At 66.9% G+C, this 24,837-nt stretch carries 27 protein-coding genes; 10 read left to right on the forward strand and 17 right to left on the reverse strand.

The genetic code is table 11. From position 1 onward, the window contains the following. Positions 1–133 precede the first annotated feature (133 nt). The 3 genes from NKJ07_RS12005 to NKJ07_RS12015 form a co-directional block, all read right to left on the reverse strand. Positions 134–1,150, reverse strand: a complete 1,017-nt coding sequence (locus NKJ07_RS12005) for a YeiH family protein (protein ID WP_318570452.1) — start codon at positions 1,148–1,150, stop codon at positions 134–136. Between the two features lie 813 nt (positions 1,151–1,963). Next, positions 1,964–2,188, reverse strand: a complete 225-nt coding sequence (locus tag NKJ07_RS12010; RefSeq protein ID WP_318567055.1) for a hypothetical protein — start codon at positions 2,186–2,188, stop codon at positions 1,964–1,966. Between the two features lie 128 nt (positions 2,189–2,316). Continuing rightward, the gene (locus tag NKJ07_RS12015; RefSeq protein ID WP_318567056.1) at positions 2,317–2,934 is read right to left on the reverse strand and encodes an Era-like GTP-binding protein; all 618 of its coding nucleotides are present in this window, start codon (positions 2,932–2,934) and stop codon (positions 2,317–2,319) included. Positions 2,935–3,340: 406 nt separating this feature from the next. Here NKJ07_RS12015 and NKJ07_RS12020 point away from each other — a divergent pair, with 406 nt between their 5' ends. Beyond that, positions 3,341–5,512: a PAS domain-containing protein gene (locus tag NKJ07_RS12020; protein WP_318567057.1), complete on the forward strand. Its 2,172-nt coding sequence runs from the start codon at positions 3,341–3,343 to the stop codon at positions 5,510–5,512. Between the two features lie 15 nt (positions 5,513–5,527). Here the strand turns inward: NKJ07_RS12020 and NKJ07_RS12025 are convergent, their stop codons facing one another. The 4 genes from NKJ07_RS12025 to NKJ07_RS12040 all read right to left on the reverse strand — a co-directional run bounded on the left by NKJ07_RS12025 (position 5,528) and on the right by NKJ07_RS12040 (position 9,485). Further along, entirely contained in the window at positions 5,528–6,538 is a 1,011-nt protein-coding gene (locus NKJ07_RS12025) for a metal ABC transporter permease (protein WP_318567058.1), read from the reverse strand. Next, complete coding sequence (locus NKJ07_RS12030) at positions 6,535–7,338, reverse strand: metal ABC transporter ATP-binding protein (RefSeq protein ID WP_425504651.1); 804 nt, start codon at positions 7,336–7,338, stop codon at positions 6,535–6,537. Before NKJ07_RS12030 ends, NKJ07_RS12025 begins: the two co-directional genes overlap by 4 nt. Then, positions 7,308–8,402 carry a metal ABC transporter substrate-binding protein gene (locus NKJ07_RS12035; RefSeq protein WP_318567059.1) on the reverse strand — a complete coding sequence of 365 codons (1,095 nt, stop codon included), beginning with the start codon at positions 8,400–8,402 and terminating at the stop codon, positions 7,308–7,310. The genes NKJ07_RS12030 and NKJ07_RS12035 overlap by 31 nt, the downstream gene beginning before the upstream one ends. Positions 8,403–8,657: 255 nt before the next feature. Then, positions 8,658–9,485, reverse strand: a complete 828-nt coding sequence (locus NKJ07_RS12040) for a sulfite exporter TauE/SafE family protein (protein WP_318567060.1) — start codon at positions 9,483–9,485, stop codon at positions 8,658–8,660. Between the two features lie 343 nt (positions 9,486–9,828). Between NKJ07_RS12040 and NKJ07_RS12045 the strand changes: the two genes are divergently transcribed. After that, positions 9,829–12,075 carry an alkaline phosphatase D family protein gene (locus NKJ07_RS12045; RefSeq protein WP_318567061.1) on the forward strand — a complete coding sequence of 749 codons (2,247 nt, stop codon included), beginning with the start codon at positions 9,829–9,831 and terminating at the stop codon, positions 12,073–12,075. 41 nt (positions 12,076–12,116) lie between these two features. On the opposite strand, the gene NKJ07_RS12050 is transcribed toward NKJ07_RS12045, so the two are convergent. Next, positions 12,117–12,236, reverse strand: a complete 120-nt coding sequence (locus NKJ07_RS12050) for a hypothetical protein (protein ID WP_318567062.1) — start codon at positions 12,234–12,236, stop codon at positions 12,117–12,119. A gap of 70 nt (positions 12,237–12,306) precedes the next feature. Here NKJ07_RS12050 and NKJ07_RS12055 point away from each other — a divergent pair, with 70 nt between their 5' ends. From NKJ07_RS12055 to NKJ07_RS12070, 4 genes are read left to right on the forward strand one after another with little or no spacing between them, the layout of a single operon-like run. After that, positions 12,307–12,753, forward strand: a complete 447-nt coding sequence (locus NKJ07_RS12055) for a hypothetical protein (RefSeq protein ID WP_318567063.1) — start codon at positions 12,307–12,309, stop codon at positions 12,751–12,753. 10 nt (positions 12,754–12,763) lie between these two features. Beyond that, positions 12,764–13,462, forward strand: coding sequence for a DUF7546 family protein (locus NKJ07_RS12060; RefSeq protein ID WP_318567064.1), 699 nt, complete (start codon positions 12,764–12,766; stop codon positions 13,460–13,462). A gap of 18 nt (positions 13,463–13,480) precedes the next feature. Continuing rightward, a complete protein-coding gene (locus NKJ07_RS12065; protein ID WP_318567065.1) occupies positions 13,481–15,067 on the forward strand; it encodes a hypothetical protein in 1,587 nt (528 codons plus the stop codon). Positions 15,068–15,069: 2 nt separating this feature from the next. Further along, entirely contained in the window at positions 15,070–15,375 is a 306-nt protein-coding gene (locus NKJ07_RS12070) for a DUF7410 domain-containing protein (protein ID WP_318567066.1), read from the forward strand. Positions 15,376–15,398: 23 nt separating this feature from the next. Here the strand turns inward: NKJ07_RS12070 and NKJ07_RS12075 are convergent, their stop codons facing one another. Continuing rightward, on the reverse strand, positions 15,399–15,704 hold the full coding sequence (locus NKJ07_RS12075) for a hypothetical protein (protein ID WP_318567067.1): 306 nt from the start codon (positions 15,702–15,704) through the stop codon (positions 15,399–15,401). A gap of 52 nt (positions 15,705–15,756) precedes the next feature. Beyond that, positions 15,757–16,422, reverse strand: a complete 666-nt coding sequence (locus NKJ07_RS12080) for a helix-turn-helix domain-containing protein (RefSeq protein ID WP_318567068.1) — start codon at positions 16,420–16,422, stop codon at positions 15,757–15,759. A gap of 142 nt (positions 16,423–16,564) precedes the next feature. Here NKJ07_RS12080 and NKJ07_RS12085 point away from each other — a divergent pair, with 142 nt between their 5' ends. Then, a complete protein-coding gene (locus NKJ07_RS12085) occupies positions 16,565–16,813 on the forward strand; it encodes a PRC-barrel domain containing protein (RefSeq protein ID WP_318567069.1) in 249 nt (82 codons plus the stop codon). Between the two features lie 308 nt (positions 16,814–17,121). On the opposite strand, the gene NKJ07_RS12090 is transcribed toward NKJ07_RS12085, so the two are convergent. Continuing rightward, entirely contained in the window at positions 17,122–17,478 is a 357-nt protein-coding gene (locus NKJ07_RS12090; protein ID WP_318567070.1) for a four-helix bundle copper-binding protein, read from the reverse strand. 320 nt (positions 17,479–17,798) lie between these two features. On the opposite strand from NKJ07_RS12090, the gene NKJ07_RS12095 reads away from it, so the two are divergent. Then, entirely contained in the window at positions 17,799–19,043 is a 1,245-nt protein-coding gene (locus NKJ07_RS12095; RefSeq protein WP_318567071.1) for an RNA-guided endonuclease InsQ/TnpB family protein, read from the forward strand. 79 nt (positions 19,044–19,122) lie between these two features. Here NKJ07_RS12095 and NKJ07_RS12100 read toward each other — a convergent pair whose 3' ends face one another. Continuing rightward, a complete protein-coding gene (locus NKJ07_RS12100; protein WP_318567072.1) occupies positions 19,123–19,383 on the reverse strand; it encodes a hypothetical protein in 261 nt (86 codons plus the stop codon). Between the two features lie 176 nt (positions 19,384–19,559). Here NKJ07_RS12100 and NKJ07_RS12105 point away from each other — a divergent pair, with 176 nt between their 5' ends. Both NKJ07_RS12105 and NKJ07_RS12110 read left to right on the forward strand, forming a co-directional pair. Then, on the forward strand, positions 19,560–19,709 hold the full coding sequence (locus tag NKJ07_RS12105; RefSeq protein ID WP_318567073.1) for an HVO_2142 family zinc finger protein: 150 nt from the start codon (positions 19,560–19,562) through the stop codon (positions 19,707–19,709). A gap of 79 nt (positions 19,710–19,788) precedes the next feature. After that, positions 19,789–19,986, forward strand: coding sequence for an HVO_2142 family zinc finger protein (locus NKJ07_RS12110; RefSeq protein ID WP_318567074.1), 198 nt, complete (start codon positions 19,789–19,791; stop codon positions 19,984–19,986). Between the two features lie 68 nt (positions 19,987–20,054). Here NKJ07_RS12110 and NKJ07_RS12115 read toward each other — a convergent pair whose 3' ends face one another. From NKJ07_RS12115 to NKJ07_RS12135, 5 genes are all read right to left on the reverse strand, one after another. Then, positions 20,055–20,315: a cytochrome C oxidase subunit IV family protein gene (locus NKJ07_RS12115; RefSeq protein ID WP_318567075.1), complete on the reverse strand. Its 261-nt coding sequence runs from the start codon at positions 20,313–20,315 to the stop codon at positions 20,055–20,057. Between the two features lie 11 nt (positions 20,316–20,326). Continuing rightward, complete coding sequence (locus NKJ07_RS12120) at positions 20,327–22,903, reverse strand: cbb3-type cytochrome c oxidase subunit I (RefSeq protein WP_318567076.1); 2,577 nt, start codon at positions 22,901–22,903, stop codon at positions 20,327–20,329. After that, positions 22,900–23,601, reverse strand: a complete 702-nt coding sequence (coxB, locus tag NKJ07_RS12125; RefSeq protein ID WP_425504653.1) for a cytochrome c oxidase subunit II — start codon at positions 23,599–23,601, stop codon at positions 22,900–22,902. The genes NKJ07_RS12120 and coxB overlap by 4 nt, the downstream gene beginning before the upstream one ends. Positions 23,602–23,797: 196 nt before the next feature. Next, positions 23,798–24,316, reverse strand: a complete 519-nt coding sequence (locus NKJ07_RS12130; RefSeq protein ID WP_318567078.1) for a DUF6789 family protein — start codon at positions 24,314–24,316, stop codon at positions 23,798–23,800. A gap of 64 nt (positions 24,317–24,380) precedes the next feature. Then, positions 24,381–24,755 carry an SHOCT domain-containing protein gene (locus tag NKJ07_RS12135; RefSeq protein WP_318567079.1) on the reverse strand — a complete coding sequence of 125 codons (375 nt, stop codon included), beginning with the start codon at positions 24,753–24,755 and terminating at the stop codon, positions 24,381–24,383. Positions 24,756–24,837 lie beyond the last annotated feature (82 nt).

Below are 24,837 nucleotides of genomic sequence, written 5' to 3' on the forward strand. Positions count from 1 at the left end.
TCCACGGCCGTTCGCTTAACCGTTCTCCCGGGCGTGGACCGCCGTGGTTCGCCCCACAGGTCCCGCCGACCGCGCCGTCGAGAAAGGCGGCGAGCACGGCGTCGACGAGGGGTCGACCCCTTGCGATGACCCGTCAGAACAGCGCCGTCAGCACGGCCAGCGAGAGGGAACTCGCAGCCAGCAGTGCCACGAAGACGATCAGCGCGGGCTTGACACCCGCCCGACGGAGTTCGCCGACGCGGATCTCCGTCCCGAGGCCGACGAACGCGAGCAGGAACAGCCAGTCGCTCGCGTCCCCGAGGAGGGCCCGTTGGGCCGGCGGGATCAGGCCGACGCTGGCGAGCAGTGCGACCCCGAGGAAGCCGAGCACGAACGTCGGAAACTGCTCCCAGAGCGTCCGCACGGAGACGCCCCCGTCGCCGTCACCGTCTCCGTCGACCCGCGCGTAGTAGCTCGCGTAGCCGAGGACGACCACACCGATCAGGGCGTTTCGCGCGAGTTTCGTCACCGTCGCCCACTGCCCCGCGACCTCCGAGTGGGCGAAGCCGACCGCGACGACCGGCCCCGTCGAGAACATGCTGACGCCGGCCCAGATCCCGAAGACGGTCGACGAGAGGCCCAGAAACTCCCCGACGATCGGATAGGCGACGATCGTGACCGCATCAAGCAGCAGGATCGTCGCCGCGGCGTAGGCGATCTGCTCCCGCTGTGCGCGCACCGCCCCGGCGACCCCGACGACCGCCGAGACGCCGCAGATGCTCGCGCCGGCGGCGAGCAGCGAGCCGAACCGGTCGACCAGCCCGAAGAGGTTGCGGGCGAGCAGTTCGACGAACAAGAGCGTAAAACCCGTCACCGCGAGCACGACGAGGAGAACGGTGGACCCGGCGTCCAGGAACGTCCCGACCGTCACCGACGCACCCATGAGGACGATGCCCGCGCTCAGCCAGCGGTCGTGCGTCGCCACGCCCGCGTCCGCGGCGGTCGGGACACCGACGGTGTTGGACAGGACGAATCCCACCGCGATGGCGACCAGCAGTCGGTTGACACCGACGACCGACCCGAGGACGTGTGCGCCGGCGGCACCGCCAGCGAGGAGCAGGAGGCCGGGGACGAGCGACCCGACTCGCGTCCCCACGCTACCTGTCGTCATCTCCCCCGAAAGCGACACCGCGCGGGTCGCTGTCTCTCCCCGGGCCGGGATCGACGACTCGTGTGCTTCGACCGATGCGATCGTGTGCACGCCGACGCTGATCTATCACTCGTTGGGCCGCTCCAACGCCCCGGACTTAACACTTGCTGGTCGCGTCAGAGATAGCGGCAGAAGAAGCTGGTAACTGCGGGAGCACCCGCTTCGATCTCTCCCACATCTGCGCCGAACCGCACGCGGAACGCGGTAGTGCTCGACGCCACACGACCGACGCGTGGCCCGGAGACGAGCGACGAATAGCGGGACCTCCTGTTCGAAGTTGATGAGTAAATTATTCTATGTTGTGGTCGGCGTGACACTCGCGCCTCATCTCTGGGAAACAGTCCATCAGTCCGCCTCATCGGGTGGATGATCACAAAAACCGCACCACTGTATAATGGATCGGTCCGTTCCCAACCAGGAGACTCCGCTCAGAGAGCCGGGCCGACGGGGCGAGTGATGGACCAGCCCCGATCACGGCTCAACTCGCCCGGAAAGAGCGATTTCGGTCGGTTCACCGCCGCTTTCGTGGTATTATACGACGAGTAGATCGACGTACCGGTGGTTGCCGCCGACCGGAATTAATCAAAAATAAGTTCTCGTTTATTGACGAGGCCGTTCCGATCGTCCCGGTCTGCGTCGACGACGGCGACGGGAGTCACTCGAAGTCGAATACGGGTGTGGCACTGTCGTCGGTGTCGGCGTCGGTGACCCGTCCGCCGGCGGACTCACTACTGTCGGGAACGCGACCGCGTCCGCACACCGTGAGCCCCAGACTTACTGCGTCAGTCGGTGCCACTCGCTCTCGTCACGAGCGCGCTCGAGCCGACAGCCGTCGCCGCACTGCGGACAGGTGAACAGTCGGTAGTCGACGCGCGGGCTGAACAGTCCGCCCGTGCGTCGGGTGCCCGCGATGAACGGCTCCATCTCGGCCCCGCAGTCGCACAGCGGCGCGCCGTGCTCCCCCAGTTCGACCCCCGTGGACGTGTCCGTTCGGGCCATGTGGTACTAGACAACACACAGCATACATAAGTGCGACGCCGACGCGCCGCCGACGGCCACGGCCGGGCCCCCACTTACCAGTCCGGTGGAACCGAAAATAGCGGCGAGGACGACAGCACCGCCGAGAGCTACCCGAACCGTTCGGCGATGGCCGAGTAGAGCGCGTCGGCGTTCTCGCCCGTGAGCCCCGACACCGGGACGACCTCGCGATCCGAGAAGGCGTCGACGACCGCCTCCACGTCGGCGTCCGCGTGGTCGATCTTGTTGGCGACGAGGACCAGCGGGAGTCCCTGGTCGTCGGCGATGCCCAGCAGCATGTCGTTGACCTGTGCGCGTGGGTCGATCGTCGCGTCGAGGACGTAGATCACGCCACCGACCTCTCTCAGGACGCGCATCGACTCGCCGATGCCGCGGGTCGCGCCGCGGGCGCGCTCCTGTGCGTCCGCCTCGCTCAGTCCGTGCTCGCGGAAGGCGGCGTGGTCGACCTCGGTCGCGACGCCGGGCGTGTCGACCACGTCGACCGTGACCGTGCCGTCGTCGCCCTCGATCTCGACGCCGTCGGCGCGCTGGGCGCGCTGGGTCTCGTGCGGGACGTCGCTCGCGTCGCCGACGGTGACGTCGGCCCAGTCCGCGGCGATGCGGTTCGCGAGCGTGGTCTTGCCCGCGTTCGGCGGGCCGTACAGTCCGACCGTGGCGGGAGCCTGGTTCGAGAAGAGGACGGCTCTGAGTCGTGCGAGGATGCCCATCGTGTGTCTCCGGTCGCGTACCGGGAGTAGCTCACACCGCTACTTGAAGCTCCGTCAGACGGACGAACGACGCTCGATGTGGACGGGTTGGACCGCTACAGCGAGAGTCCGAGACCGTCGTCGCCTGCCTCGCCGACGGAAGCGAGCGGCCCGTCGGGAGGCGCGCCGGGCCCAGCAGTGCCGACCGGCGGAGGAGGATCGTCGTGCGAGAGGCCGTGGACGGTCCCGTCGAGTCGACATAGTCGTGCATTACTAGTACACAAGTGTACACGGTTGTGACACAGTCGCCTTCGTCGTACACGCGCTTTCGCGTCCAGGACGTCTCTCAGAGCCGTTCGGGACCGCTGGGACCGTCGTGTCGCGTTATCGACGGAATCGTTTTGTAACACTGCCGTAAACTCAATGCATGACTCCAAGCGGTGATCGACGTCCGGCCCGCGTACGGAGCGACGCGCTCGAGCGCGTCACGGACGGAGTCGTCGCCGTCGACGCCGGCTTCCGGTACACGTACGTCAACTCGCGTGCCGAGGAGATCCTCGGAACGAACCGGCAAGTGCTGCACGGGTGTAAGATCTGGGAGGCGTTCCCCGAGACGACCGGGACGGTCGCCCAGCAGGCGATCACGGAGGCGATGGCGACGGGCCGTCAGACGTCGTTCGAGCGGTACAACGCCGAACTGGAGCAGTGGTTCGACGTCCAGGTCTACCCCGACGACTCCGGGCTCTCGATCTACTTCACCGACGTGACCGAACAGCGCGATGCCGCGCGGGAACTCGAGCGGCGGAACCGACAGCTGACGGCGCTCGTCGAGAACACGTCGGACGCGATCTACATCAAGGACCGCGAGGGCCGGTACGAACTCATGAACGAGGCCGCCGCCGCGCTGTTCGGACGCGACCCCGAGTCCGTCGTCGGGGTGTGTGACCCGGCCCTGTTCGACGCCGAGAGCGCGGCCGCGATCCGCGGGGTCGACGAGCGGATCTTCGCGACCGGAGAGACGGACACGCGCGAGGCGGTCCGATACATCGACGGGACGCGGCACGTCTTCGACGACGAGAAACACCCCTACCGCGACGAGGACGGTCGGATCGTCGGCGTGGTCGGCGTCAGCCGCGACGTCACGGAGCGGACACACCGCGAGCGGGAACTCAAGCGATATCGCGCCTTCGTCGAGAACGGCTCCGACGCCGTCACCGTCGTCGACGCCGACGGGACGATCACGTACGCGAGTCCCGCGATCGAGCGGATCACGGGCCGCGGGCCGGCGGAGATGGTCGGGACCGCGGCGCTCGATCACGTCCACCCGGACGACCGGGACCGGACCGCCGCGAGCCTCGCGACGTCGCTCGTCAAGCCGGGGGCGACGAGCAGCTGGGAGGGCCGGATCCGGCACGCCGACAGCTCGTGGGTGTGGGCGGAGTCGACCAGCGTCAACCGCCTCGACGACGACGACGTGGGAGGGGTCATCGTCATCGGTCGGAACGTCACGAGCCGCCGGGAGCGCGAGCGCGAGCGCCACGAACTGGCCGAGGAGTACGAGGCCGTCTTCGAGAACGCCGGGGACGCGGTCTTCCTCGTCGAGGTCGACAGCGACGGCGACGGCGGCGAGGACGCCCCGACGGTCGAACCGACGTTCCGGTTCGTTCGGCTCAACCCGTCGCAGGAGGCAGCGACCGGACTCGCGACCGAGACGGTACGGCGACGGACCCCGCGGGCGGTCCTCGGGGACGAACTCGGCGCGGAGGTCGAGGCGAACTACCGCCGGTGCGTCGAGGCGGGCGAGCCGATCACCTACGAGGAGGAGCTCGCGCTGCCGGGCGGGACGCGAACCTGGCAGACGAGGCTCGCACCGGTGACCGTCGACGGGGAGGTGACCCGGATCGTCGGGATCGCACGTGACATCACGCGTCGCGTCGAGCGCGAGCGCGAACTCCAGCGGAAGAACGACCGCCTCGACGAGTTCGCGAGCGTCGTCGCCCACGACCTCCGGAACCCGCTCAACGTCGCCCAGGGTCGTGCGAGGCTCGCACGGATCGACGGGGACGCGCACTACGAACCGCTCGTCGCGGCGCTCGACCGCATGGAGACGATCATCGAGGACACGCTGATGCTCGCCAGACAGGGCGACAGCATCTCGACGACCGACCCGGTCGCGGTTGCGGCCCTCGTCCGACAGTGCTGGACGACGGTCGAGACGGGGGAGGCGGCGCTCGTCGTCGAGGACGACGTCACCGTCCGCGGCGATCGCGACCGACTGAGACACGTCTTCGAGAACCTGTTCCGGAACGCCGTGGAACACGGGTCCGCGAACGGGCCGCAGCCGGCCGATCACGTCACGGTTCGCGTCGGCCGGGTCGGCGCGGACGGCCTGTACGTCGAGGACGACGGCCCCGGGGTTCATCCGGACAGGCGCGAGTGGGTGTTCGAGCCCGGACACAAGTCCACGGCGGGGGGGACAGGGTTCGGGCTGACGATCGTTCGACGGATCGCCGAGGCCCACGACTGGACGGTCGTGATCACTGACGGCTCCGAGGGCGGGGCCCGGTTCGAGTTCGGCGGGATCGAGTTCGTCGACTAGCCCCCGTCGTCGCAGTCAGTCCGAGGGGGACTCGGTCTCGTCGGTACCCATCCGGCCGACCTCCAGCGCGGCGTCCTCGCCGGTCGCGGTCTGCACCTTGCCCACGAGGACGGCGACGACGTAGATCGCGACCGCGACGAGGACGATGACGCCCCCCGCGGTCGCCTCGCCGTAGTACGAGACGCCGATCCCGAGCAGGACGGCGAGTTCGGCGAGCACGACAGAGACGACGAGCGACTCGCCGAAGCTGCGCGACACCTGCGCCGCACCGGCCACGGGAACCACGAGCATCGCGGCGACGAGGATGACGCCCATGATCTGCATCGCGCCGACCACCACGAGGGCGGTCAGCATCACCACGACGCGGTTGTACCACGACACCGAGATGCCCGACACCGCCGCGGCGGTCTCGTCGAACGTCACGTAGAGCAACTGGTTGCGCGTGACCCCGACCGTCGCGACGATGATCCCGAACAGCACGAGGAGGATCGCCGCGTTCTCCGCCGAGACGGTCGAGAGGTTGCCGAAGAGGAACTGGTTGACGCCCACGGCGAGCCCGCCGGCGTTGATGCTGATGAGCGTCGTCCCCAGGGCGAAGCCCGTCGAGAGGACGATCGCCATCGAGACGTCGTTGTACGCGTCGGTCGCCTCGGAGATGAGTTCGATCAACAGCGCCGCGAGCATGGCGACGACGACCGCCGTCAGGTACGGTGAGACGCCCAGGTCGATCACGGCGTTGAGGAACAGCCCGACGGCGACGCCCGCGAAGGCGGTGTGCGCCAACGCGTCGCCGATGAGCGCGAGCTGTCGGTGCACCAGAAAGGTCCCGATGAGCGGAGCCATCACCCCGATGCAGAGCCCGACGAGGATCGCCCGATGCATGAACTGGTACTGGAGGAGTTCGAGTCCCGTCCCCCGTGCGACCCAGAACATGACGTCTGACCACCAAGAGAGGAACCAGTACAGCGGCGCGAAGAAGGGGTCGAGCGGGCTCCCACCCGACTGGAGCACGGCGAAAGGAGTCACGAAGAACCACCTAAGACGGCGGCGGCCGTCCCGAACGCCCGCGCGAGCGCGTCGCTCTCGACGAACTCCGCGGTGGGGCCGTCGAAGTAGATCTCGCGGTTGAGACAGACGACGCGCTCGGCGTGTTCGGTGACGGCGCTCAGGTCGTGCTCGATGAGCAGGATCGTGATCCCCTCCCCGTTCAGCGATTCGAGCAGGTCGTAGAACGCCTCGACCGACTCGACGTCCACGCCGACGGTGGGCTCGTCGAGGACGAGCAGGTCCGCTTCGCCGGCGAGCGCCCGGGCGATGAACGCCCGCTGGCGCTGGCCGCCCGACAGCTGTGTCACGCGGCGGTCGGCGAACGCCGTCATGCCGACCGTCTCGAGCGCTCGGTCGACGATCTCTCGATCCCGTCGCCCGAGCCGACCGAAGCCGACGTGGGGGAACCGGCCCATTCGGACGACCTCGCGGACGGTGATCGGCATCTCCTTCGACGCGCTGGCCTGCTGGGCGACGTAGCCGATGCGTGAGCCGTCGTCGAACCGGTGGGAGGGTTCGCCGAACAGCCGTGCGGTCCCCTCGTCGGGCCGGAGGAGCCCCAGCATGAGCTTCATCAGCGTCGACTTCCCCGAGCCGTTCGGCCCGACGATCGCGACGTACTCGCCGGGCTCTATCCGGAGGGAGATCCCCTCGACGACCGGCGTGGCTGTGTAGCCGAAGTCGACGGCGGAGAGTTCGACGAGCGGGCCCTCGTGTGCCGCTCGCGTCGCTGCGCCGTCCCGACGGCTCACTCGAAGTTCCTCCACTGGTCGTTCCATCCCTCGATTGCGACCTCCTCGGGCGGTTTGTTCCCGAGGACGACTTCGAAGGTGGGCATGTTGATGTTGTCCGCGATCTCCTCGTAGCCCCAGCCCATCTCGACCCAGTCCTCCCGAACCCCCGCGTAGGGAGTGACCGGGTAGTACGCCTCGACGGGGGTCTCGGCGAGCAGTTGCTGGGCGGGTCGGCGCGTCTCGAACACCGCGGCACCGATGTACCTGATGTCGTTGTCCTCGATCACTCGCTTGGCCGCGGTGACATCCGACGGCTTGACGTCGCCGCTGGCGGCGAGGTTCACCACGAGCGGGCGCATCTCGACGCCGTACCGGACGCCGATGTACTGGAAGGCGTTGTGGGCCGCCAGTTGGACGACGTCCCGGTCGGCACTGTCGAAGATCGCCCGGTAGTCACGGTCGATCCGGTCCAGGACCTCCGTCTTGTACGCCTCGGAATTGGCGCGGAACGTCTCCTCGTGATCGGGGGCGAGGTCGACGAACCCCTCGGTGATGTTGTCGACCGACTGCTTGGCGCGCTGGGGGTCGAGCCAGAAGTGAGGGTCTTTCGCCCTGCCCTCGCCGACGCCCTCCTCCTCGGGGTCTAGGCTCGCGGCGAGGTCGACCAGTTCGACGCCCTCGCGGACGTTGATGAGCTGTGTGTCGACGTTGTCGTCTTTCAGGGTCTGGATCGCGCGGTCGGCCCACGGCTGGAACTCCGCCCCGACGTGGACGAACGCGTCCGCCTCGATGATGTCCCGCGTGATGCTCGCGTTCGGCTCCCAGCCGTGACCGTGGAGGCCGGTCGGGACCAGGTTCCGCACCTGCAGCGGGGTGTCGCGTGCGATCTTGCGGGCGAAGTCGTAGAAGCTGAAGAAGGAGGCGACGACGACCGGGCCGTCGCCGTCGGCGGCACTGCCACCGGTTCCGTCGGCAGTGCTATCGCCCTGGTCCGATCGTCCGCCCGCAGTACAGCCAGCGAGACCCGCAGCCACCAGCGTCGTCCCGGCGGCGAGCGCCCGTCGCCGGGAGAAAGTTCGTCGTGTCCGCGAAGGAACCGCGTCGTTCATACCTACCACGACGATGGATGCCAAACACAATAATACTGTTGCTCTAATCTCTGAATTAGAGTTGTCTAAATCAACGGTGGAGTCGGGAGTCGACACGGGGTCTCGTCACGCCGTGTCGGGCCGAGGAGAGCGCCGACTGTTCGGTACGAGCCGTGAGGAAGCGTCGTGACTCGGCCGGGCGAAGGAGACCTGCCCGTCAGGAGGGTCGGTCGATGGGGCCGTGGCCGGGCTTCGTTCCCCGGGACCGCTGCCCCGTCAGCCGCTGAGCGGCTGGTAGATCGGGAGTTCGACGTGCGGGACCGGGACGCCGAACAGCGCGAGGCCGTGTGCGATCGGCATCAGTCCCAGGATCACGAACGCCACGCCGAGCGCGCGGTGGAGTCGGTCGCGGGAGGTGGCGTCGACCGACTGCACGACCGTCCCGTAGAGCAACAGCGTCGGAATCGTTCCGAGCCCTAAGACGCCGAGCGACACGACGCCGACGAGCGGGGAGCCGCGGGCGAACGCGTACAGATACGCCGGGTAGAGGATCGGACACGGCAACAGCCCGTGAATGAGCCCCAGGCCGACGATACCGGGCCCGTTCGCCAGCCCGTCGAACCGCGCCTGGAGCGTCCCGAACAGCCCGGCGACGCGCCCGACCAGTGGGAGTCCCGTCCCGCCGCCGTGTCCGCTCCCGCCTCCCGTCGTGTACCGGACGCCGGTGGCGACGATCCCGACGCCGACGACCAGCCCGACGGTCGCGCGAACCGCGTCGCCGACGACGAGGACGACTGACGCGGCGTCGAAGACGAACGCCCCGACGAGCCCGAACAGCCCGCCCAGCAGGGCGTAGCTCGCGGTTCGGCCGAGGTTGAACAGGAGGTGTTGGCGGAGCTCACGGACCGAGAGGGCGGGGCCGGAGTCGGAGCTGAACCGGCTCGCGTACATCGTGACCAGCGGGCCGCACATGCCCAGACAGTGCGCACCGCCGAGCAGTCCGATCAGGAGGAACGCCGAGAGTTCGAGCTGTTCGGCCGTGGAGAATCCGAGATGAAGGCCGACTGTCAAGAGCACGTCCGCCGTGAGCGAGGAGCCTACCATGGGAGTCACACAGACGATCTTGATCCGAGTCGGGCGTGACGACACTAATATGTTCACCCCGGTGCTCCCTGGCTGGGAACGCGGGACGTGGCCGACGAGACACGTACTCGCGAGCGGAGGGGAGCGGAGCCTCTCCCGAAATATTCGCCAGATCCAGTCTGTCACCCACACCGTACAGGTATTGTACCGCAGTCGTACGGAGTGACCTCCATCGGAGACACCGCTCCACAGCGCCACGTACTGGACGTACCTATCGGTGATGATCAGACGAGTAACTGATGGTGCCTTACCATATGTATCAGAATTATAAAATTAAAATAACGTACATTCCTCTCTCCCGCTCATGGATCTAACCGATCCGGACACACCCGATCCGACGGCACAGAACCGTCGGCAGTTCATGCAGCGAACCGGAGCCGCGTCGGTCGTTGCGGCTCTCGGCCTGTCCGGGCAGGCGACGACGGCGAGCGCGGCGGTCGACGAGAACGGCGAGTTTGAGCGCGACCCGTTCACGCTCGGCGTCGCTTCCGGCGACCCGCTGCCCGGCTCGGTTATCGTCTGGACGCGACTTGCTCCCGACCCGCTCGCCGTGGCGGGCGGGATGCCGGACGAACCAGTGGACGTCGCGTGGAAGGTCGCGACCGATGACTCCGTAACCGACATCGTGGCGAGCGGAACCGCGACTGCCGAACCTGCCCACGCCCACACGGTCCACGTCGACGTATCGGGACTGGAGCCGAACACGGAGTACTACTACCAGTTTGCCGCCGGCGGCACCGAGAGTCCGATCGGCCGGACGAAGACGGCCCCTGGGCCGGGAACGAGCATCGACGAGTTCCGGTTCGCCTTCGCCTCCTGCCAGCAGTGGCCCGACGGCTACTTCACGCCGTTCGCGCACATGGCCGCGGACGACCTCGACCTGATCGTCCACCTCGGCGACTACATTTACGAGTACGGCATCGGGAACGACAGCGCCCGGGACACGTCACTCCCGCAGGATTTCCGGGCTGAGACGGAGACGCTGGAGCGGTACCGCCAGCAGTACGCCCTCTACAAGTCGGACCCCGACCTGAAGGCCGCCCACGCTAGCGCGCCGTGGCTCGTTACCCGCGACGACCACGAGGTCGATAATAACTGGGCCGGCGACGTCCCGCAGGATCCGGACAAACAGACCATGGAGGCGTTCTTGAAGCGGCGCGCCGTCGCGTTCAAAGTCTACTACGAGCACATGCCGTTCCGACTGGCCCAGAAGCCGGATGGGTCGAACCAGAAGCTCTACCGGAACTACGCGTTCGGCGACCTGATCGAGTTCAACGTCCTCGACACGCGGCTGTACCGCGACGACCAAGCGTGTGGCGACTCGTTCGTCGCCGTCGACTGCGCGGAGCGGTTCGCCGAGGACCGCACGATCCTCGGCGACGCCCAAGAAGAGTGGCTGGTGGACAACCTCGAAACGTCCGAGGCGACGTGGGATGTCCTCGCCAACCAGCTGCCGATGGCGAAGATGGACTACAAGATCGGGTTATTCACCGGGAGCTCTGAGGGTGAGGGGTTCCGGACTGACCAGTGGGATGGCTACGTCGCCGACCAGAACACTGTCTTCCGGACGTTCGAAGATCACGTCCGGAACCCAATCGTCGTCACCGGCGACATCCACCGACACTTCGCGAACGACCTCGTCAGCCCCGACACGGGCGAGCCGATCGGCGCGGAGTTCGTCGGCACGTCGATCACCTCGGGTGGCGACGGCACCGATATGGACGCGTTCGGCGAGGAGATGATCGCCGAGAACGACAACGTGCGGTACTACAGCGGCAAGCGAGGGTACGTCCGATGTACCGTCAGGCCCGACGAGTGGCAGACCGACTACCGGGTCGTCGAGCACGTGACGAAACCCGAGTCACCGGTCCGGACGGACGCCCGGTTCACGGTCCGTGAGGGCACCCCGGGGCTCCAGCAACCACCGACGACGATCACGGCCGACTCGCTGGCGGTGCGCAACGGGAAGGCGGGGACCGCGACGCTGTCGGGACGGTGGCTCCCGGACGGTTTCGCCGGCGGAGAGATCACCGTCACGGTCACCGAGCCCGAGGTGGCCACGCTCCGCGGCGTCGAGGTTGCCGACCCGTTCGGTCTCGCGGAGACGAACGTCAGCGACGACGACACCACCGCGACGATCAGGCTCGTCGATATCGAGGACGCAGTGCCGCCGGTGCCCGGCGGGACCGACGTCGAACTCGCGTCACTCACCGTCGCAGGCGGGACGGCGGGAACGACCGACGTCATGGTCACCGCCGACCGACTCGACTCCGACGCCGGCGAGACGGTCGAGACCCGAACGTACCCGGGAGTGGTGGTCGTCGGACCGCCGCCAGTCGGCGACAACACGGCCGCGCCGTCCGACCTCGACGGCGACAGACGGTTCGAGGACCTCAACGGCAACGGCCGTCTCGACTACGACGACGTCACCACGCTGTTCGACGAGTTCGACGCCGACAGCGTCCGGCTGAACGAGGCCGCCTACGACTTCAACGAGAACGGCAAACTCGACTACGACGATGTCGTCGACCTCTACGAGCGAGTGAACTGAGCGGGGGTCAGGCGGGACAGCGTGGGCGGCATGGGCGGCGCTCAGTCGACGTCCTCGGCGTCGGCACCGTCACGCTGTTCGAGGTATACTTCGCGCCACTCCTCGCTCGCGTTGACGACGATGCCGAGTGAGTCGCCCGCGGGCGTGAGCGAATACTCCACGCGAACCGGCTTCCGAGCGAACCATTTATACACGATGTAAAACAATCAATCGTCATAGAGAGTTGTTCACATGGCTCAATCGATGTTCCTCCTCAGCGTCCTGACGGGAACGGTGCTCGTCGCGCTCGTCGCGTTCTTGAACGCTCGCGGGTGGCGGCAGTACACACCGGCCACGCTCGGGCTTCGCCCGGGGCAGGCCGACCGGTCGCCAGTGACGGAACTGGCCGGGAACCCGACCGTCTGGGTCGTCGCCTTCCTCGGGGCCATCCTCGCCTTCGGCGGTGCGACCGTGGCGTTCGTCAGCGGGGGAAGCGTCCCCGAATCGGTGGTCCAGAGCGCGGGCGTCGTCCTCGTGGTCGGCGCCGCGGTCATCGCCGTCAGCTACCTCTTTTTCGGGACGTTCATGGCGGCGCGCGGTCGCGGCGTCAGCAACGCCGCCGCCGCCGCGCTCGGGTCGTGGGCGCTCGGCCTCTTGTTCATCCTCGTCCTCGTGGTGAAGCTCATGGGGATGATCTGAGCCGCCGTCGATGAGCTACGGGACGCGATCGGTCGGCGGGTCCGACTGGCTCCACCGGCCGGAGGCGTGGTGGCTCGCGTGCTTGCTCGTCGTCGAGACGGTCGGGCTCGTCGGCTACTTCGCGCTCACGAACGCCGAGGTTCAGGCCGTCAGATACGTGCTCTACCCGTTCGTCTGGATCAACGTTGGCGTCTTAGCCGTCGTCCACGTCACCCCACGGGCGACGAGCCGCCGGGTACGGCTCGGTGCCACCGCCGTCGCGGCCGGCTACTTCGTCGTCCTCGGACTGCTCGCGGGGCTGGTCAGCGTCGACACCGCGGCGCTTCTCGGCGGCGGACACGGCCACTCGCACGCGCACGTCCACGGCGTTCAGGTGGCGATGACCGCACCCGGCTGGGGGCCGCGCGTCGGCTACGCCGGCTCCGTGCTCACGGTCAACCTCGTCCCCTTCCGCGTCATCGGCTACCTCGCGCTCTCGTATCTCGTCTACGCCGCCCTCTGCGACCTCGCCGGAACCGCCCTGTCGGGGGTCCTCGGCTTCGGTTCCTGTCTGAGCTGTCTCCCCGTCTTCGGCTCGTTCGCCGCCGGCCTCGCGGGCGGGACGGGCGTCGTCACCGCGCTTTCGGCGCTCTCGGTCGACGTCTCGACCGCCGTCTTCGTCACGAGCGTCCTCGTGCTCGCGATCCGACCCACCCGCGATGCGTCCTGACGACCACACCCCACACGAATGACACCGACGCGACACCCTCTCGATACCCGCGTTCGCCGTCGCCTCGTCGCCGCCGGTGCGGGCGCGCTGGCCGCCCTCGCGTGGTTCGTCCAGCCCGCGGCCGCACACGCCGGTTCGCTCAGCGGTTCGCTCGGCTCCGTCCAGGCCCCGTTCTGGCTGGTCGTCGTCACCGGCGGCGGGATCGTCGCCGCCTCCTTCCTCTTCGCGACGCTCGTCACCGACCACGACACCATCCGCGAGGTCAACGACCGTCGCGTCGTCCTCCCGGTGGACGCGCTGCGCCGGCTCGTTCCCGTCGTCCGGGGGCTCGGCGTCCTCGGGCTGGTGGCCGTCGTCGTCGTCGGCCTCGTCGGCCCGCGCGACCCGCTCGTGAACCTGGGCGTGCTCACCGTCTGGGTCGGCTGGTGGGCCGGCTACACCATGTCCGCGTATCTCGTCGCCGACAGCTGGCCGCTCGTGAGCCCCTGGCGGACCCTCTCCTCGCTGCTGCCTCGAGGAAACCGCTCACTCCCCGAGCGGGTCGGCGCGTGGCCGAGCGTCGTCGGCCTCCTCGGCCTGGTCTGGCTCGAAGTCGTCAGTCCGGTCGGCGAGAGCCCGACCACGCTCGCGGTCGTCGTCTGCGTCTACACCGCGGTCACCCTCGCCGGAGCGGCGCTGTACGGGAACGCGTGGTTCGAGTACGTCGACCCCGTGGCGCGCGTGTTCCGGCTGTACGGCCGCATGGCTCCGATCCAGCGGAACGATCCGACGGCCACCGGCGTCGCGGGAGACACCCATCCCGACGGGAGCGACCAGCACCGCGACGCCGCGGGCGACGGTGGCGTCGAACTCCCGCCCAGACGGGACGACGCCGCGACCGACGACGCGGACGCGGGCGACCGCGGTCGGGACGCGGTCCGGGAGGCCACGGCGACCGCGGGGGAGGTCACGGGCGACACGGGTCCGACGCTGTCGGTGCCGGGGACGGCGCTCGCGCGCTACCGGGGCGCGATGGGGAGCGACGACGTCGCGTTCGTCGTCGCGCTCCTGTGGGTGACGACGTACGACGGGCTGGTGTCGACGCCGACGTGGAACGGCGTCGTCGGCGGCCTCGCCACGATCGTCCCGCCGCTCGTCACCCACCTCGTCACCGTCGTCGGCGGCTTCGGGCTCTTTTTCCTCGTCTACCGGGTGTCGACCCGGTTCGTCAGGGAGACCGCCGAGACGTACGTCACGACCCCGTTCGTCGCGGGCTGGTTCGCCCCGGCGCTCGTCCCCATCGCCGCGGGCTACCACGTCGCGCACTTCCTCGGGTACTTCCTCTCGCTCGCGCCCGCGCTCGCGGCGCTCCTCGCCTCGCCGCTCGCTCCCCCCACGACCGTCACCCTCGTGACTCTCCCCGGGTGGTTCGGGAGCCTCCAGTTGGGGTTCGTTGTCGCCGGCCACCTCCTCGCGGTCTGGGTGGCACACGCCCGGGCGTTCGAACTCTTCCCCGGACGGCTCCAGCCCATCCGCAGCCAGTACCCGTTCGTCGTCGTCATGATCGTCTACACGATGACGAGCCTCTGGGTCGTCGCCCAACCGTTCACTGCACCCCTCACCTAACCATGTCCACGTCCACGCCACAGCCACGCCGCGTCGTTCCCGAGACCCTCGTTCCGGACGGCGAGACGCCCGTGACGACCTGCCCGTACTGCGACCGGCCCTTCGCCCGGCGTCGACACGGCGTCCTCCACGTGGTCGAGGCGCATCCCGACCGCGCGAGCGAGGCCGAACGGGCGGCGTACGACGACGCGCACGAGGAGGAGTCAAACGACCTGTTCGTCTACCACCTGAAGGTGATGTTCGCGCTCGGCGCGCTGTACGCGGCGTTCGTCATCTCGGCGGTGATCGCGTTCAGCGTCGCCGGGTGAGTCCGAGCGAAGTCGGTGGCCAGTCAGTGGCCCGCGTCCGCGTTCGCGCCCTCGGGATACGAGACAGTCGCGACGATGCCGGTGAGCGCACCGACCCCGACGAGCGCGACGAATCCGCCGACGTAGACGAGCGACCCGGCGCCGTGGGCCGCCTCGCCGACGAGGAGGACGACGACCCCGGCGACGGTCGCCAACAGCGAGACGGCGACGACCATCGGGCCCTGCAACAGCCCCGGGCGACTCCGGCTGTACAGCGCGAACAGGGCGGTCGCCACCCCCACGGCACCCACCGACGCGGCGACGAACGGAACGAGTACGCTCTCGGCCATGTGTGCACTGATACCATCCACCAGTATTAAACGTTCGGCGCGGCGGGTGCGATCACTCGAACTCGCGGTCGTTCAGACCGACGAACAGCGTGTCCTCGACGAGCGCGTTCACCGCACGACGGAGCCGCTCCGACACCGCCTGATGGGAGACGTCGAACTCCTCGGCGAGTTCTTCGAGCGTCACGGCGCGCGGCACCTCGAAGTAACCGTGCGAGGCCGCGGTCGCGAGCACCTCGTACTGCTGGGTGGTCAGCCCGTACCGGCCGGCGGGTTCGCTGTCGAGGTCGCGGATCGACGCCACCTCGAAGTTCAGCCCGTGTTCGTCGCAGAAGTCGTGTGTCATCGAGAACAGCGACCGCCGGGGGTACAACACCCGGAGCTTCCAGTGGTCCTCCCGGCCGACGGCGTCGATGATCGTCGCCTCGGAGTTGGTGAGCATCTGCACGATGAGGTCGACGTGGCCGATCCACTCCATCTGGAAGAGCCACTCGTCGTCGAAGTCGCCGACGAGCGTGACGTTGTCGACAGTCGGGTCGGCTTCGAGCGTCTCCTCGACCGCCTCTCTGGAGGCGCCACGGATCCACAACAGGGGCATCACGACCTCGTCGCCCGTACTGACGATCCGTTCGACCTCGAACATCAGGTCCGGGAGCGTCTCGAGCGAGTGGTCGAGCGCGAACTCGCTCGCGGGGACCGTCCCGGAGACGATAGTTGGCATGAGTGTGACACCACGCCCGAAGGTGTTAGAGATTGTTTTCGACACTGCGTGACAGTCGGGCCGATCGACACGCCACCGCGGGAGCCGGGGCGCACACGCAAGCAGCACGCTGAGGTCGCGAGCACCGGTAGTCGAAGCCGCGATGAGCACTGTTCAGATCACGGACGACGACATCGGCAAAGCGGTCGTCAACGCGGAGGGCGACAACGTCGGCATCGTCAGCGCAGTCAGATACGGCACGGCGTACGTCGATCCCGACCCGGGGATCAAGACGAGGCTCACCGCCGCACTCGGCTGGGACGACATCGACGACGAAGACGGCTACCCGCTGCAGGAACGGGCCATCGCGACGATCACGGACGACCAGATCCGCCTCCGTTCGGACCTGTGAGACGCCCGGGCCGTGTCCGGACCTATGAGACGCCCGGGCCGTGGTGTGTCGCCCGCGCGTTGAGACCGACAGCCGTCGACCCGGGTTCGGATGCGGGTCGGCGTGCCGGCGTGTCGGTAGAGTGACGGACGAGGGGAAGTGAGGAACGGACGACGAGCGGAAAGGAGAGGGGAGAGGCGACTTTTTTCGAAGGAGACGCTCGCCGAGTGACTGGCATCCGAGCGCACGGGACCGGAGGACAGCGTGACGAGAGAACGAGCCGTCGGTGTGGGGGTCGGCGCCCGACCGTGGGCTCGGGAGCGCCGCCGTTATTTCACCATCGCCTCGCACGACGCCGCACAGTCGCCGAGGACGTCGACACAGGCCCGACAGTGGTCGTGGTCGTGCGTCTCACACTCGGCCGCGCAGTCGCGGCAGACGGTCGCACACAGCCCGGCCAGCGCCTCGCGGTGGTCGGAGCCGCGGGCGAGCGCCCGCGCGTGGAGCGACGCCACGTCGGCCACGTCACGACAGAGGCGGACGCAGTCGCCCATCTCCGGACCCATGTCGGCGCACTCGTCGGCACACCACTCGGACACCGTGACGGCCTGTTCACACAGCCGGAGACAGTCGCGTTCGCTCTCGGTCAGGTGTTCCACGTTCGCCGGCACGTCGGTCGATGACATCACAGGTCACCACAGGGAACCGCGGGTTAGCTGAATTGAGGCGCTAAGCCCCCTTCCTCAGCGAGCGCCGACCGAACGGGAGGCGCGAGCAGGGAGGGGATACAGCGCCGCACGGTTCTCATACACTCTACGGTTGCAGGCCCACAGGCCCACGTAATCGCAACTGTTTTGTGCATATAGTGAATACGATGCATACGGTGAAACGGACCACAATCACGCTCCGAGAGGACCAACACGAGTGGATTCAGGAACACCACCTAAATCTCTCGTCGTTCATCCGCGAGCGGCTTGACGAGTATATCGAGGAACACGAGTAGCGAATGTACTACGCCTACAAGTACCGTCTCAAGCCGTCCGACGCCCACCGTGAGGAGTTGGACCGACACCGAGACATTTGTAGGCAACTGTACAATCACGCGCTCTACCGCTTCGACCAAATTTCCGAGGGCGCAGGCACGCTCAATCAGCGTGTTCGGTCCATCCGAGACGAAATCCCGTCCCTGAAAGACTGGTGGGATGGCCTCTCGGACGTGTATTCAACAGTTCTGCAAACCACAGTCATGCGAATCGAGCAGAACGTCAAAGGACTCTCGGCACTCAAGGAGAACGGATACGGCGTCGGCCAACTCAAGTGGAAGCCACCACGGGAGTTCCGCAGTTTCACGTACAGTCAGTCTGGCTTCAAGCTCGACAAGAAGGGTGGTCAGACTGTGCTGTCACTCTCGAAACTCGCGGACATACCGATTCGGCTTCACCGCGCCATCCCCGACGACGCCACGCTCAAGCAGGTCACGCTCAAGAAAGAGCCGACGGGCGAGTGGTTTGCCACCTTCGGCGTCCAACTGGACCGTGAACCGCCTGAGACACCCGAGAATCCCGAGAAGTGCGTCGGCATCGACGTAGGGATTCTCAAGTACGCCCACGACACCGACGGCACGGCGGTCGGGTCGCTCGACCTCTCCGACGAACGCGAACGCTTGGAGCGCGAGCAACGGAAACTCTCGCGGAAGCAACACGGGTCGAACAACTACGAGAAGCAACGGCGGCGCGTGGCGGGGTGTCACGCCGACCTTCGACGGAAGCGCCGCGACTTCTTGCACAAGCTCTCGAACTACTACGCTCGGGAGTACGACCTCGTAGCGGTCGAAGACCTGAACGTGAAGGGGATGCTGGAGTCGCCGTCGAACAGCCGCAACACGGCGTCGGCGGCGTGGCGGACGTTCCTCTCGTTGCTCGAATACAAGTGTGAGCGGAAGGGAACGCACTTCGTCGCGGTCAACCCGAGAGGGACGACCAAAGAGTGCGCGTCGTGTGGTGTCTCGACAGAGAAACCGTTGTGGGTCCGTGAACACTCCTGTCCCTCGTGCGGGTTCGAGGCGGACAGAGACGCGAACGCGGCGTGGAACATTCTTTCTCGTGGGCTCAAAGACGTAGGAGTGGGATACTCCGAATCAACGCCTGTGGAGACTGCGCTCCCTGTGGATACACCTGTGTCTGCAAAGCGCGTCGTGGAAGCAGGAAGCCCTACCCTCAAGGAGCGAACGGCGTCAGCCGTGAGCGAGTAGGGTAGGGTAGTTCACCAGCGTTCGGCCTGCAGCTGAAAGCGCTCGCACGAGCAGCGACGCGCCACACGGTGATCGAGGCTCAGGCCGTGTCGTAGCCGCCGCGTGTCGCGGCGGCGATGAGCGCGAAGACGGCCCCGCCGAGCACGAGCCCGGGGGCCAACACCAAAAACAGCGGCCGCCCGCCGGTCACTTTCAGCATCATCACCGTCACCCCGACCCAGACGGGCACCGAGAACAGGAGGGCGTAGCCGAGCGCCGTCCGGTCGAACCCGCGACGGTCCGTCCCCTCGGCACCGCCCGTCGGCGTCTCCGTCGACCGCGACTCGGCCGCCTCGTCCATACCCCCGACTCGTGACCCGTCGGTTTGAATCTCACGCCGGCTTCGCCCATTGGGCCCCGACCGAACGGCCTCCCGTTTCGACGAGCCGTGTCGCCGCAAAAATGTAGATCTACAGGAGATAATCCTACCTCGGATGGATAGAATTTAATAGGGGTGTTCGGAAGAGGTTACCACGCATGAAAATCGAACGGCCGACAGAGGTTTCCCCCGAGTACTGCCCGTCGTGCAACACGGAAATGCTGTACAGCGGGACGCAACCGGCCGGCCTCGCGCAGTTCTTCTGTGAGGTGTGTGACTACCGGCACGACACCCTCATCGACTGGTAGGCGACACACCGCGGGTTCTCTTACACCGATCCAAACGATTAAGTCGTCACCGCCAAACGCGTTGGGTGTAGAATATATAATGGTCGTTCCTGAACGTCCGGCGGCGATCCCGACGGAGCACTGTCCGTCCTGTGGTACCGAGATGCTGTACAGCGGCACACAACCGGCCGGCCTCGCACAGTTCTTCTGCGAGGAGTGCCAGTACCGCCACGACCGGTTCGTCGGCAGCGAGGTACCGACGGCCTACGACGATCACGGCCGGACCGGCGCGGACTGACGGGAGCGACGTTTCGGTATCCGTCGCGGATCACTTCTCGGAGGGATTACCCGGAGTCGGGTACCCCCTCAGAGGATCGAGTACGACGCCGCGAGCGTGAGCGCCAGCGCCGCCGCCAGACCGATCCCCATGAGGTAGGTCAACGAACGCGGCTCCCATCGGAGGTGCTGGAAGTACGCCACGACGAGCAGCGCCTTCACCGCGGAGAGCACCATGATGAGGCCGAACGCCGTCCAGTACGCGAGGCCGGCGAACTCGACGAGCACCTGCACCGTCGCCGAGACGAACAGTACCACGTAAATCACCGTGTACAGTTTGGTTGAAGTCATGGATGGTCACCTCACAGGATGTAAAAGAGCGGGAAGAGGAACAGCCAGACGATGTCGACGAAGTGCCAGTAGAGGCCGAAGTACTCCAGCGACCGGTTGTCCTCGAGGTACGCACCCCGCCAGGCGCGCGCGATCAAGAAGAGGGTGATGAACAGACCGACGATGACGTGTGCGGCGTGCAGCCCCGTCGTGAGGAAGAACGTCGAGGTGCGCACGTTGGTCGACAGCCACATGCCCTCGTGGAAGAGGTGGTTCCACTCGATCGCCTTGTTGCCGAGGAAGCCTACGCCGAGGACGAACGTCGTCGTGAGCGTGGCGACGACGCCCCACTTGTGTTTCTTCTCCGCGGCGATGAGCGCGAGGACGACGGTGAAACTGCTCGTGAGCAGGAGGTACGTGTTCATCAGCCCCGGGACGGGGTTCGACGGGACGGGCTCCCAGGCGGCCCAGCCGAACGCCACCCTGGTGAAGACGTACGCGCCGATGAAGCCGCCGAACAGCACCACGTCGCTGGCGAGGAAGATCCACATCCCCACCTTGCCGTTCTCGATGCCGTCGAACGGCCACGCCTCCCCCTCGCCGCCGGGGAACGCCGTGAACGGTTCGAGCCCCCACGAGAGCAACGAACCCACCGTCACGGCCCCGCCGACCGCCGTCGCGGCCATGTAGACGTTCGCCATCGTCCCCTCACCGAAGGAGGCGTCTTGGACCCCTGAGAGGCCCAAGAAGAGGAGGAACATGCCGAGACTCAACACCGCCGGCCAGATGCTGGCGTGGTCGGCGTGGAAGTCGTCGTCTTCGGTCTCGATCTCACGGACTTGGACCTTCGACCGCGCGGCGTCGGCCGCCGTCGCGAGGCCGCCGTCCGTCTGCGCCGCCGCCGACGAGGTGAGGAACTCCAGGTTCCCGTTCTCGTACGTCGGCGTCCCCGGGAAGTTCTCCAGGATCGGCGGGGACGACACCGCCCACTCGGCCGTCGAGCCGTACTTCCAGGGGTTGTCGGGGGCGGGGTCACCCGAGAAGGCGCTCTTGCCCAGGTTGTAGAACATGATGAGGAACGAGAGCCCGAGGACGAACCCGCCGATCGTCGCGACCTTGTGCCACGGTTCGAGTCCGGGGGCGTAGTCGAACACCCGCCGGGGGGTCTCCCAGGCGATGAACAGCGGGAAGTACAGGAGGTTGAAGCCGACGAAGTAGACGCCGAAGTGGAGTTTACCGAGGAACTCGTCGTACATCCGCCCGGTCATCTTCGGGAACCAGTAGTACAGCCCGCCGACGAGCGCAGTAATACCGCCGACCATCACGTAGTGGAAGTGCGCGACCACCCAGTACGTCCCGCGGAACTCGTAGTCAAGCACCACGGCACCGAGGAACACGCCCGTGATCCCGCCGATGATAAAGAGGAGAAGCGCGCCGAACGAGAAGAGGAACGGCGTGGTAAAGCGGATCTTCCCCTTCAGCATGGTGTAGATGAGCGCGAACACCATCAGGTCGAACGGGAGAGAGATGCCGATGGTGGTCACCATGAAGAGCGTCTTGATCTGGAGGTTGATCGTCGTGAGGAACATGTGGTGCATCCACACCACGAACGACTGGAGCGCGACGAGAACCATCGCGGCGATGAACCACTTGCGACCGACGATGCGTCGCCCAGTGAAGGTCTGGAAGCACTCGGCCATCACGCCCAGCGCGGGGAAGAAGACGATGTACACCTCGGGGTGGCCGAAGAACCAGAACAGGTGGGTCCACAGGAGCGACCCCGCGGGCGACTCCATCGCGAAGTAGGTCGTCCCCAGGAGGCGGTCCGACGAGAGGATGATGAGTGCCGCGAGCAGCGCCGCGAAGGCGAAGAGCATCATCCACACCGTCAGCAGGATCGACCACGTGAACAGCGGTAAGTTACGCAGTGTCAACCCCTTCGCGCGCATGCGATGCATCGTCGTCAGGAAGTTCACGGAGGAGACGGTCACCGAGGCGACGAAGAGAGTGAGCGCCAGCACCGCCGTGGAGGCCCCCACGTCGGGGGTGAACGTCGGCACGTTCAGCGGCGCGTACATCGTCCACCCGCCCGCGAACGTCCCGCCCTGGAAGAAGGAGATGCCGAACAGCAGGCCCGACGCGAGGTAGAGCCAGTAGCTGAGCGCGTTTAACCTGGGAAAGGCGAGGTCTTTCGCCCCGATCTGCAGCGGGACGACGTAGTTCGCAAAGCCGAAGGCAAACGGCGAGAGGAACCAAAAGACCATCAGCAGGCCGTGCGCGGAGACCGCCTGGTTGTACGCACCCGGGCTCAGGATGACCTCTGTCGCCTCCCGAGGTGCCCACAGCTGGATGCGCATCAGCCACGCGAGCACCCCACCGAGGACGAGGAAGAACAGCGACGTCACCACGTAGAGGATGCCGATGTCCTTGTGGTTCGTCGTGATGAACCACCGTTTGATGCTGTTGGTCCCCGGGAAATCGTGGCCGTGGTCGTCAGCGTGATCCGTCTCGGCGGCGGGCACCGCGAGTTCCCCACTGACGGTGCCGCCGTCGGTCTGTCCACCGTCCGTCTCTACGTCGTGTTCGGGTTCGTCGTCAGGTTCGGTCATGATGCACTCGCGTTGGTGTCGTTGTACCAGGCGCGGTACTCGTCAGGCTCCATCACCACCACGTCGGCGGTCATGTACGAGTGGCCGGCGCCGCAGAGTTCGTAGCAGTTCGCGGTGTACGTCCCGGTCTCTTCGGCGATGAACCACGTTTCGGAGGTTTGCCCCGGGATGGCGTCGGACTTCACCTTCAACTCGGGTATCCCGAAGTTGTGGAAGACGTCCGCGGAGGTGATCCGCAACCGGACGCCCTGGTCGGCGGGCACCCGGAGGACGCCGTCGGTCGTGTGGCCGTTCGGGTACGTGAAGCGCCAGCCGAACTGGTAGCCCTCGACCTCGACCTCCAGTGAATCGGCCGCCGACGGTCCCTCCTCGACGTAGAGGAGCGTCCCGTACGTCCACGCGACGAGCGAGATGACGATGACGGCACTCAGCGCGAAGGAGGTGAACAGCTTCTTACCTTTTCCGCCCCCCTCGGGGAGTTCGCCCAGGACGGGTCGGTCGACGTCGTCCTCCTCACCCGTGTCGCGGTACTTGTACGCGTTGTACAGCATGTACGCAACGACCACGATCCCGACGAGCGTCCCCAAGAGGAGAAACACCGTGAAGATGCGGTCGAACACGAACACGCGTGTCCCCCGCGGAATCAGTCCCGACTGGGCGAGAGTCGTCGGGAGACCGTGCGGCAGAGTCATGGACATTGGTAACACACTACCTTCGTTAATAATCATTATGACCCCTACTTAGCGGTTTCGGGGCCGATCCGGTCAGGAACGGCCGCCGACGGCGCGTCGCTCGTGGACGGGAGGGGCATCGCTGACGGAGCATGGTGAGCGCCGAACACGGGACGGCAGGAGGAACCGAAATGAGGGCCGACTCGCCGACCGGGCCGTCCGGTCAGACCTCGTGCTGGGGGATGCCGGTGGTCCGGTCGAGCACGAAGCCGAGCGTGGCCCCGTAGACGCAGTGACCGAGCAACGAGACGACGAGGAAGATACCGACCGCGAGCGCGCCCGTCCCAGGCCAGAACGCGGGCGCAAAGCCCGTCCAGAAGAACGTCGCGAAAGTCACTCCCCGCAGGTACCGCGGTTCGCGCGGCGGGAGGAACGAGCCGACGACGAGGAAGATGAGCGGGAGGACGAACGTCCCACCCATCCCGAAGACGACCATGCCGAGCATCGCCGTCGGTTCGATGCCGAAGAAGGCCGCGAAGCCGGCGAACCGAGTGATGGGTTCGGTCAGAAACAGCCCCAGTGCCTGCGGGATCCCGACCAGGACGGGCAGCATGAGCACCGTCCCGAGCAGGCCGCCCCCCATCGACATGAGGACGACCTTGGCAGAGATCGGCAGGCCCAGTTCGGAGATGGTTCCGCTTTCGATCGCGACGGTGTCGGCCTCCGCAGGTTCTCCACTCATCCTGCCCCGGTGTACTCGCTCCTTCGTGATAAATGGTGACATTACTCACGAAAGGGAGGGACGCTCAGTCGCGGTCGAGCACCTCGCGCCGCCGCTCGTACTCGTCGTCGTCCAGGTCACCGCGCGCGTACGCGAGTCGGAGCTCCGCGAGCGCGTCGTCCTCGTCGGGACGGCCGGTCGCGACGCGGTAGAGCAGATAGCCCGCGCCGACGACGACCGCGAGGAACAGCAGTCGCATCGCGGCGCCGACGAGGAACAGCCAGCCGGGGGCCGCGCCGCCGTCGGTCCACATGCCGCCCTGGACGCCGCCCATCATCGGACCGTACCCCATGTAGCCCATCATCCCGCCGCCGACGAGGAGGACCGGGAGGATCACTAGCACGCCGAGCGCGGCGAGGGCGAGCGTTACGAGTCGTCTGTCGGTCGAAGTCGTTGTCATGAGTTCCCCCTGTGTCGTGCGGTCGACACGGCACCACAGGGAGCTGTACGCGCTCGCCGTTCAATGCGGTTGCTGTTCAGTT

It is taken from the genome of Salinigranum marinum, from assembly GCF_024228675.1.
In the GTDB taxonomy this organism is placed as follows: domain Archaea; phylum Halobacteriota; class Halobacteria; order Halobacteriales; family Haloferacaceae; genus Salinigranum; species Salinigranum marinum.

Coding starts and splice junctions, on each gene's coding strand:
- NKJ07_RS12005 (WP_318570452.1), bottom strand. CDS start 1,150: ATGACGACAGGTAGCGTGGGGACGCGAGTCGGGTCGCTCGTCCCCGGC.
- NKJ07_RS12010 (WP_318567055.1), bottom strand. CDS start 2,188: ATGGCCCGAACGGACACGTCCACGGGGGTCGAACTGGGGGAGCACGGC.
- NKJ07_RS12015 (WP_318567056.1), bottom strand. CDS start 2,934: ATGGGCATCCTCGCACGACTCAGAGCCGTCCTCTTCTCGAACCAGGCT.
- NKJ07_RS12020 (WP_318567057.1), top strand. CDS start 3,341: ATGACTCCAAGCGGTGATCGACGTCCGGCCCGCGTACGGAGCGACGCG.
- NKJ07_RS12030 (WP_425504651.1), bottom strand. CDS start 7,338: ATGGAACGACCAGTGGAGGAACTTCGAGTGAGCCGTCGGGACGGCGCA.
- NKJ07_RS12035 (WP_318567059.1), bottom strand. CDS start 8,402: ATGAACGACGCGGTTCCTTCGCGGACACGACGAACTTTCTCCCGGCGA.
- NKJ07_RS12040 (WP_318567060.1), bottom strand. CDS start 9,485: ATGGTAGGCTCCTCGCTCACGGCGGACGTGCTCTTGACAGTCGGCCTT.
- NKJ07_RS12045 (WP_318567061.1), top strand. CDS start 9,829: ATGGATCTAACCGATCCGGACACACCCGATCCGACGGCACAGAACCGT.
- NKJ07_RS12055 (WP_318567063.1), top strand. CDS start 12,307: ATGGCTCAATCGATGTTCCTCCTCAGCGTCCTGACGGGAACGGTGCTC.
- NKJ07_RS12060 (WP_318567064.1), top strand. CDS start 12,764: ATGAGCTACGGGACGCGATCGGTCGGCGGGTCCGACTGGCTCCACCGG.
- NKJ07_RS12065 (WP_318567065.1), top strand. CDS start 13,481: ATGACACCGACGCGACACCCTCTCGATACCCGCGTTCGCCGTCGCCTC.
- NKJ07_RS12070 (WP_318567066.1), top strand. CDS start 15,070: ATGTCCACGTCCACGCCACAGCCACGCCGCGTCGTTCCCGAGACCCTC.
- NKJ07_RS12075 (WP_318567067.1), bottom strand. CDS start 15,704: ATGGCCGAGAGCGTACTCGTTCCGTTCGTCGCCGCGTCGGTGGGTGCC.
- NKJ07_RS12080 (WP_318567068.1), bottom strand. CDS start 16,422: ATGCCAACTATCGTCTCCGGGACGGTCCCCGCGAGCGAGTTCGCGCTC.
- NKJ07_RS12085 (WP_318567069.1), top strand. CDS start 16,565: ATGAGCACTGTTCAGATCACGGACGACGACATCGGCAAAGCGGTCGTC.
- NKJ07_RS12090 (WP_318567070.1), bottom strand. CDS start 17,478: ATGTCATCGACCGACGTGCCGGCGAACGTGGAACACCTGACCGAGAGC.
- NKJ07_RS12095 (WP_318567071.1), top strand. CDS start 17,799: ATGTACTACGCCTACAAGTACCGTCTCAAGCCGTCCGACGCCCACCGT.
- NKJ07_RS12100 (WP_318567072.1), bottom strand. CDS start 19,383: ATGGACGAGGCGGCCGAGTCGCGGTCGACGGAGACGCCGACGGGCGGT.
- NKJ07_RS12105 (WP_318567073.1), top strand. CDS start 19,560: ATGAAAATCGAACGGCCGACAGAGGTTTCCCCCGAGTACTGCCCGTCG.
- NKJ07_RS12110 (WP_318567074.1), top strand. CDS start 19,789: ATGGTCGTTCCTGAACGTCCGGCGGCGATCCCGACGGAGCACTGTCCG.
- NKJ07_RS12115 (WP_318567075.1), bottom strand. CDS start 20,315: ATGACTTCAACCAAACTGTACACGGTGATTTACGTGGTACTGTTCGTC.
- NKJ07_RS12120 (WP_318567076.1), bottom strand. CDS start 22,903: ATGACCGAACCTGACGACGAACCCGAACACGACGTAGAGACGGACGGT.
- coxB (WP_425504653.1), bottom strand. CDS start 23,601: ATGTCCATGACTCTGCCGCACGGTCTCCCGACGACTCTCGCCCAGTCG.
- NKJ07_RS12130 (WP_318567078.1), bottom strand. CDS start 24,316: ATGAGTGGAGAACCTGCGGAGGCCGACACCGTCGCGATCGAAAGCGGA.
- NKJ07_RS12135 (WP_318567079.1), bottom strand. CDS start 24,755: ATGACAACGACTTCGACCGACAGACGACTCGTAACGCTCGCCCTCGCC.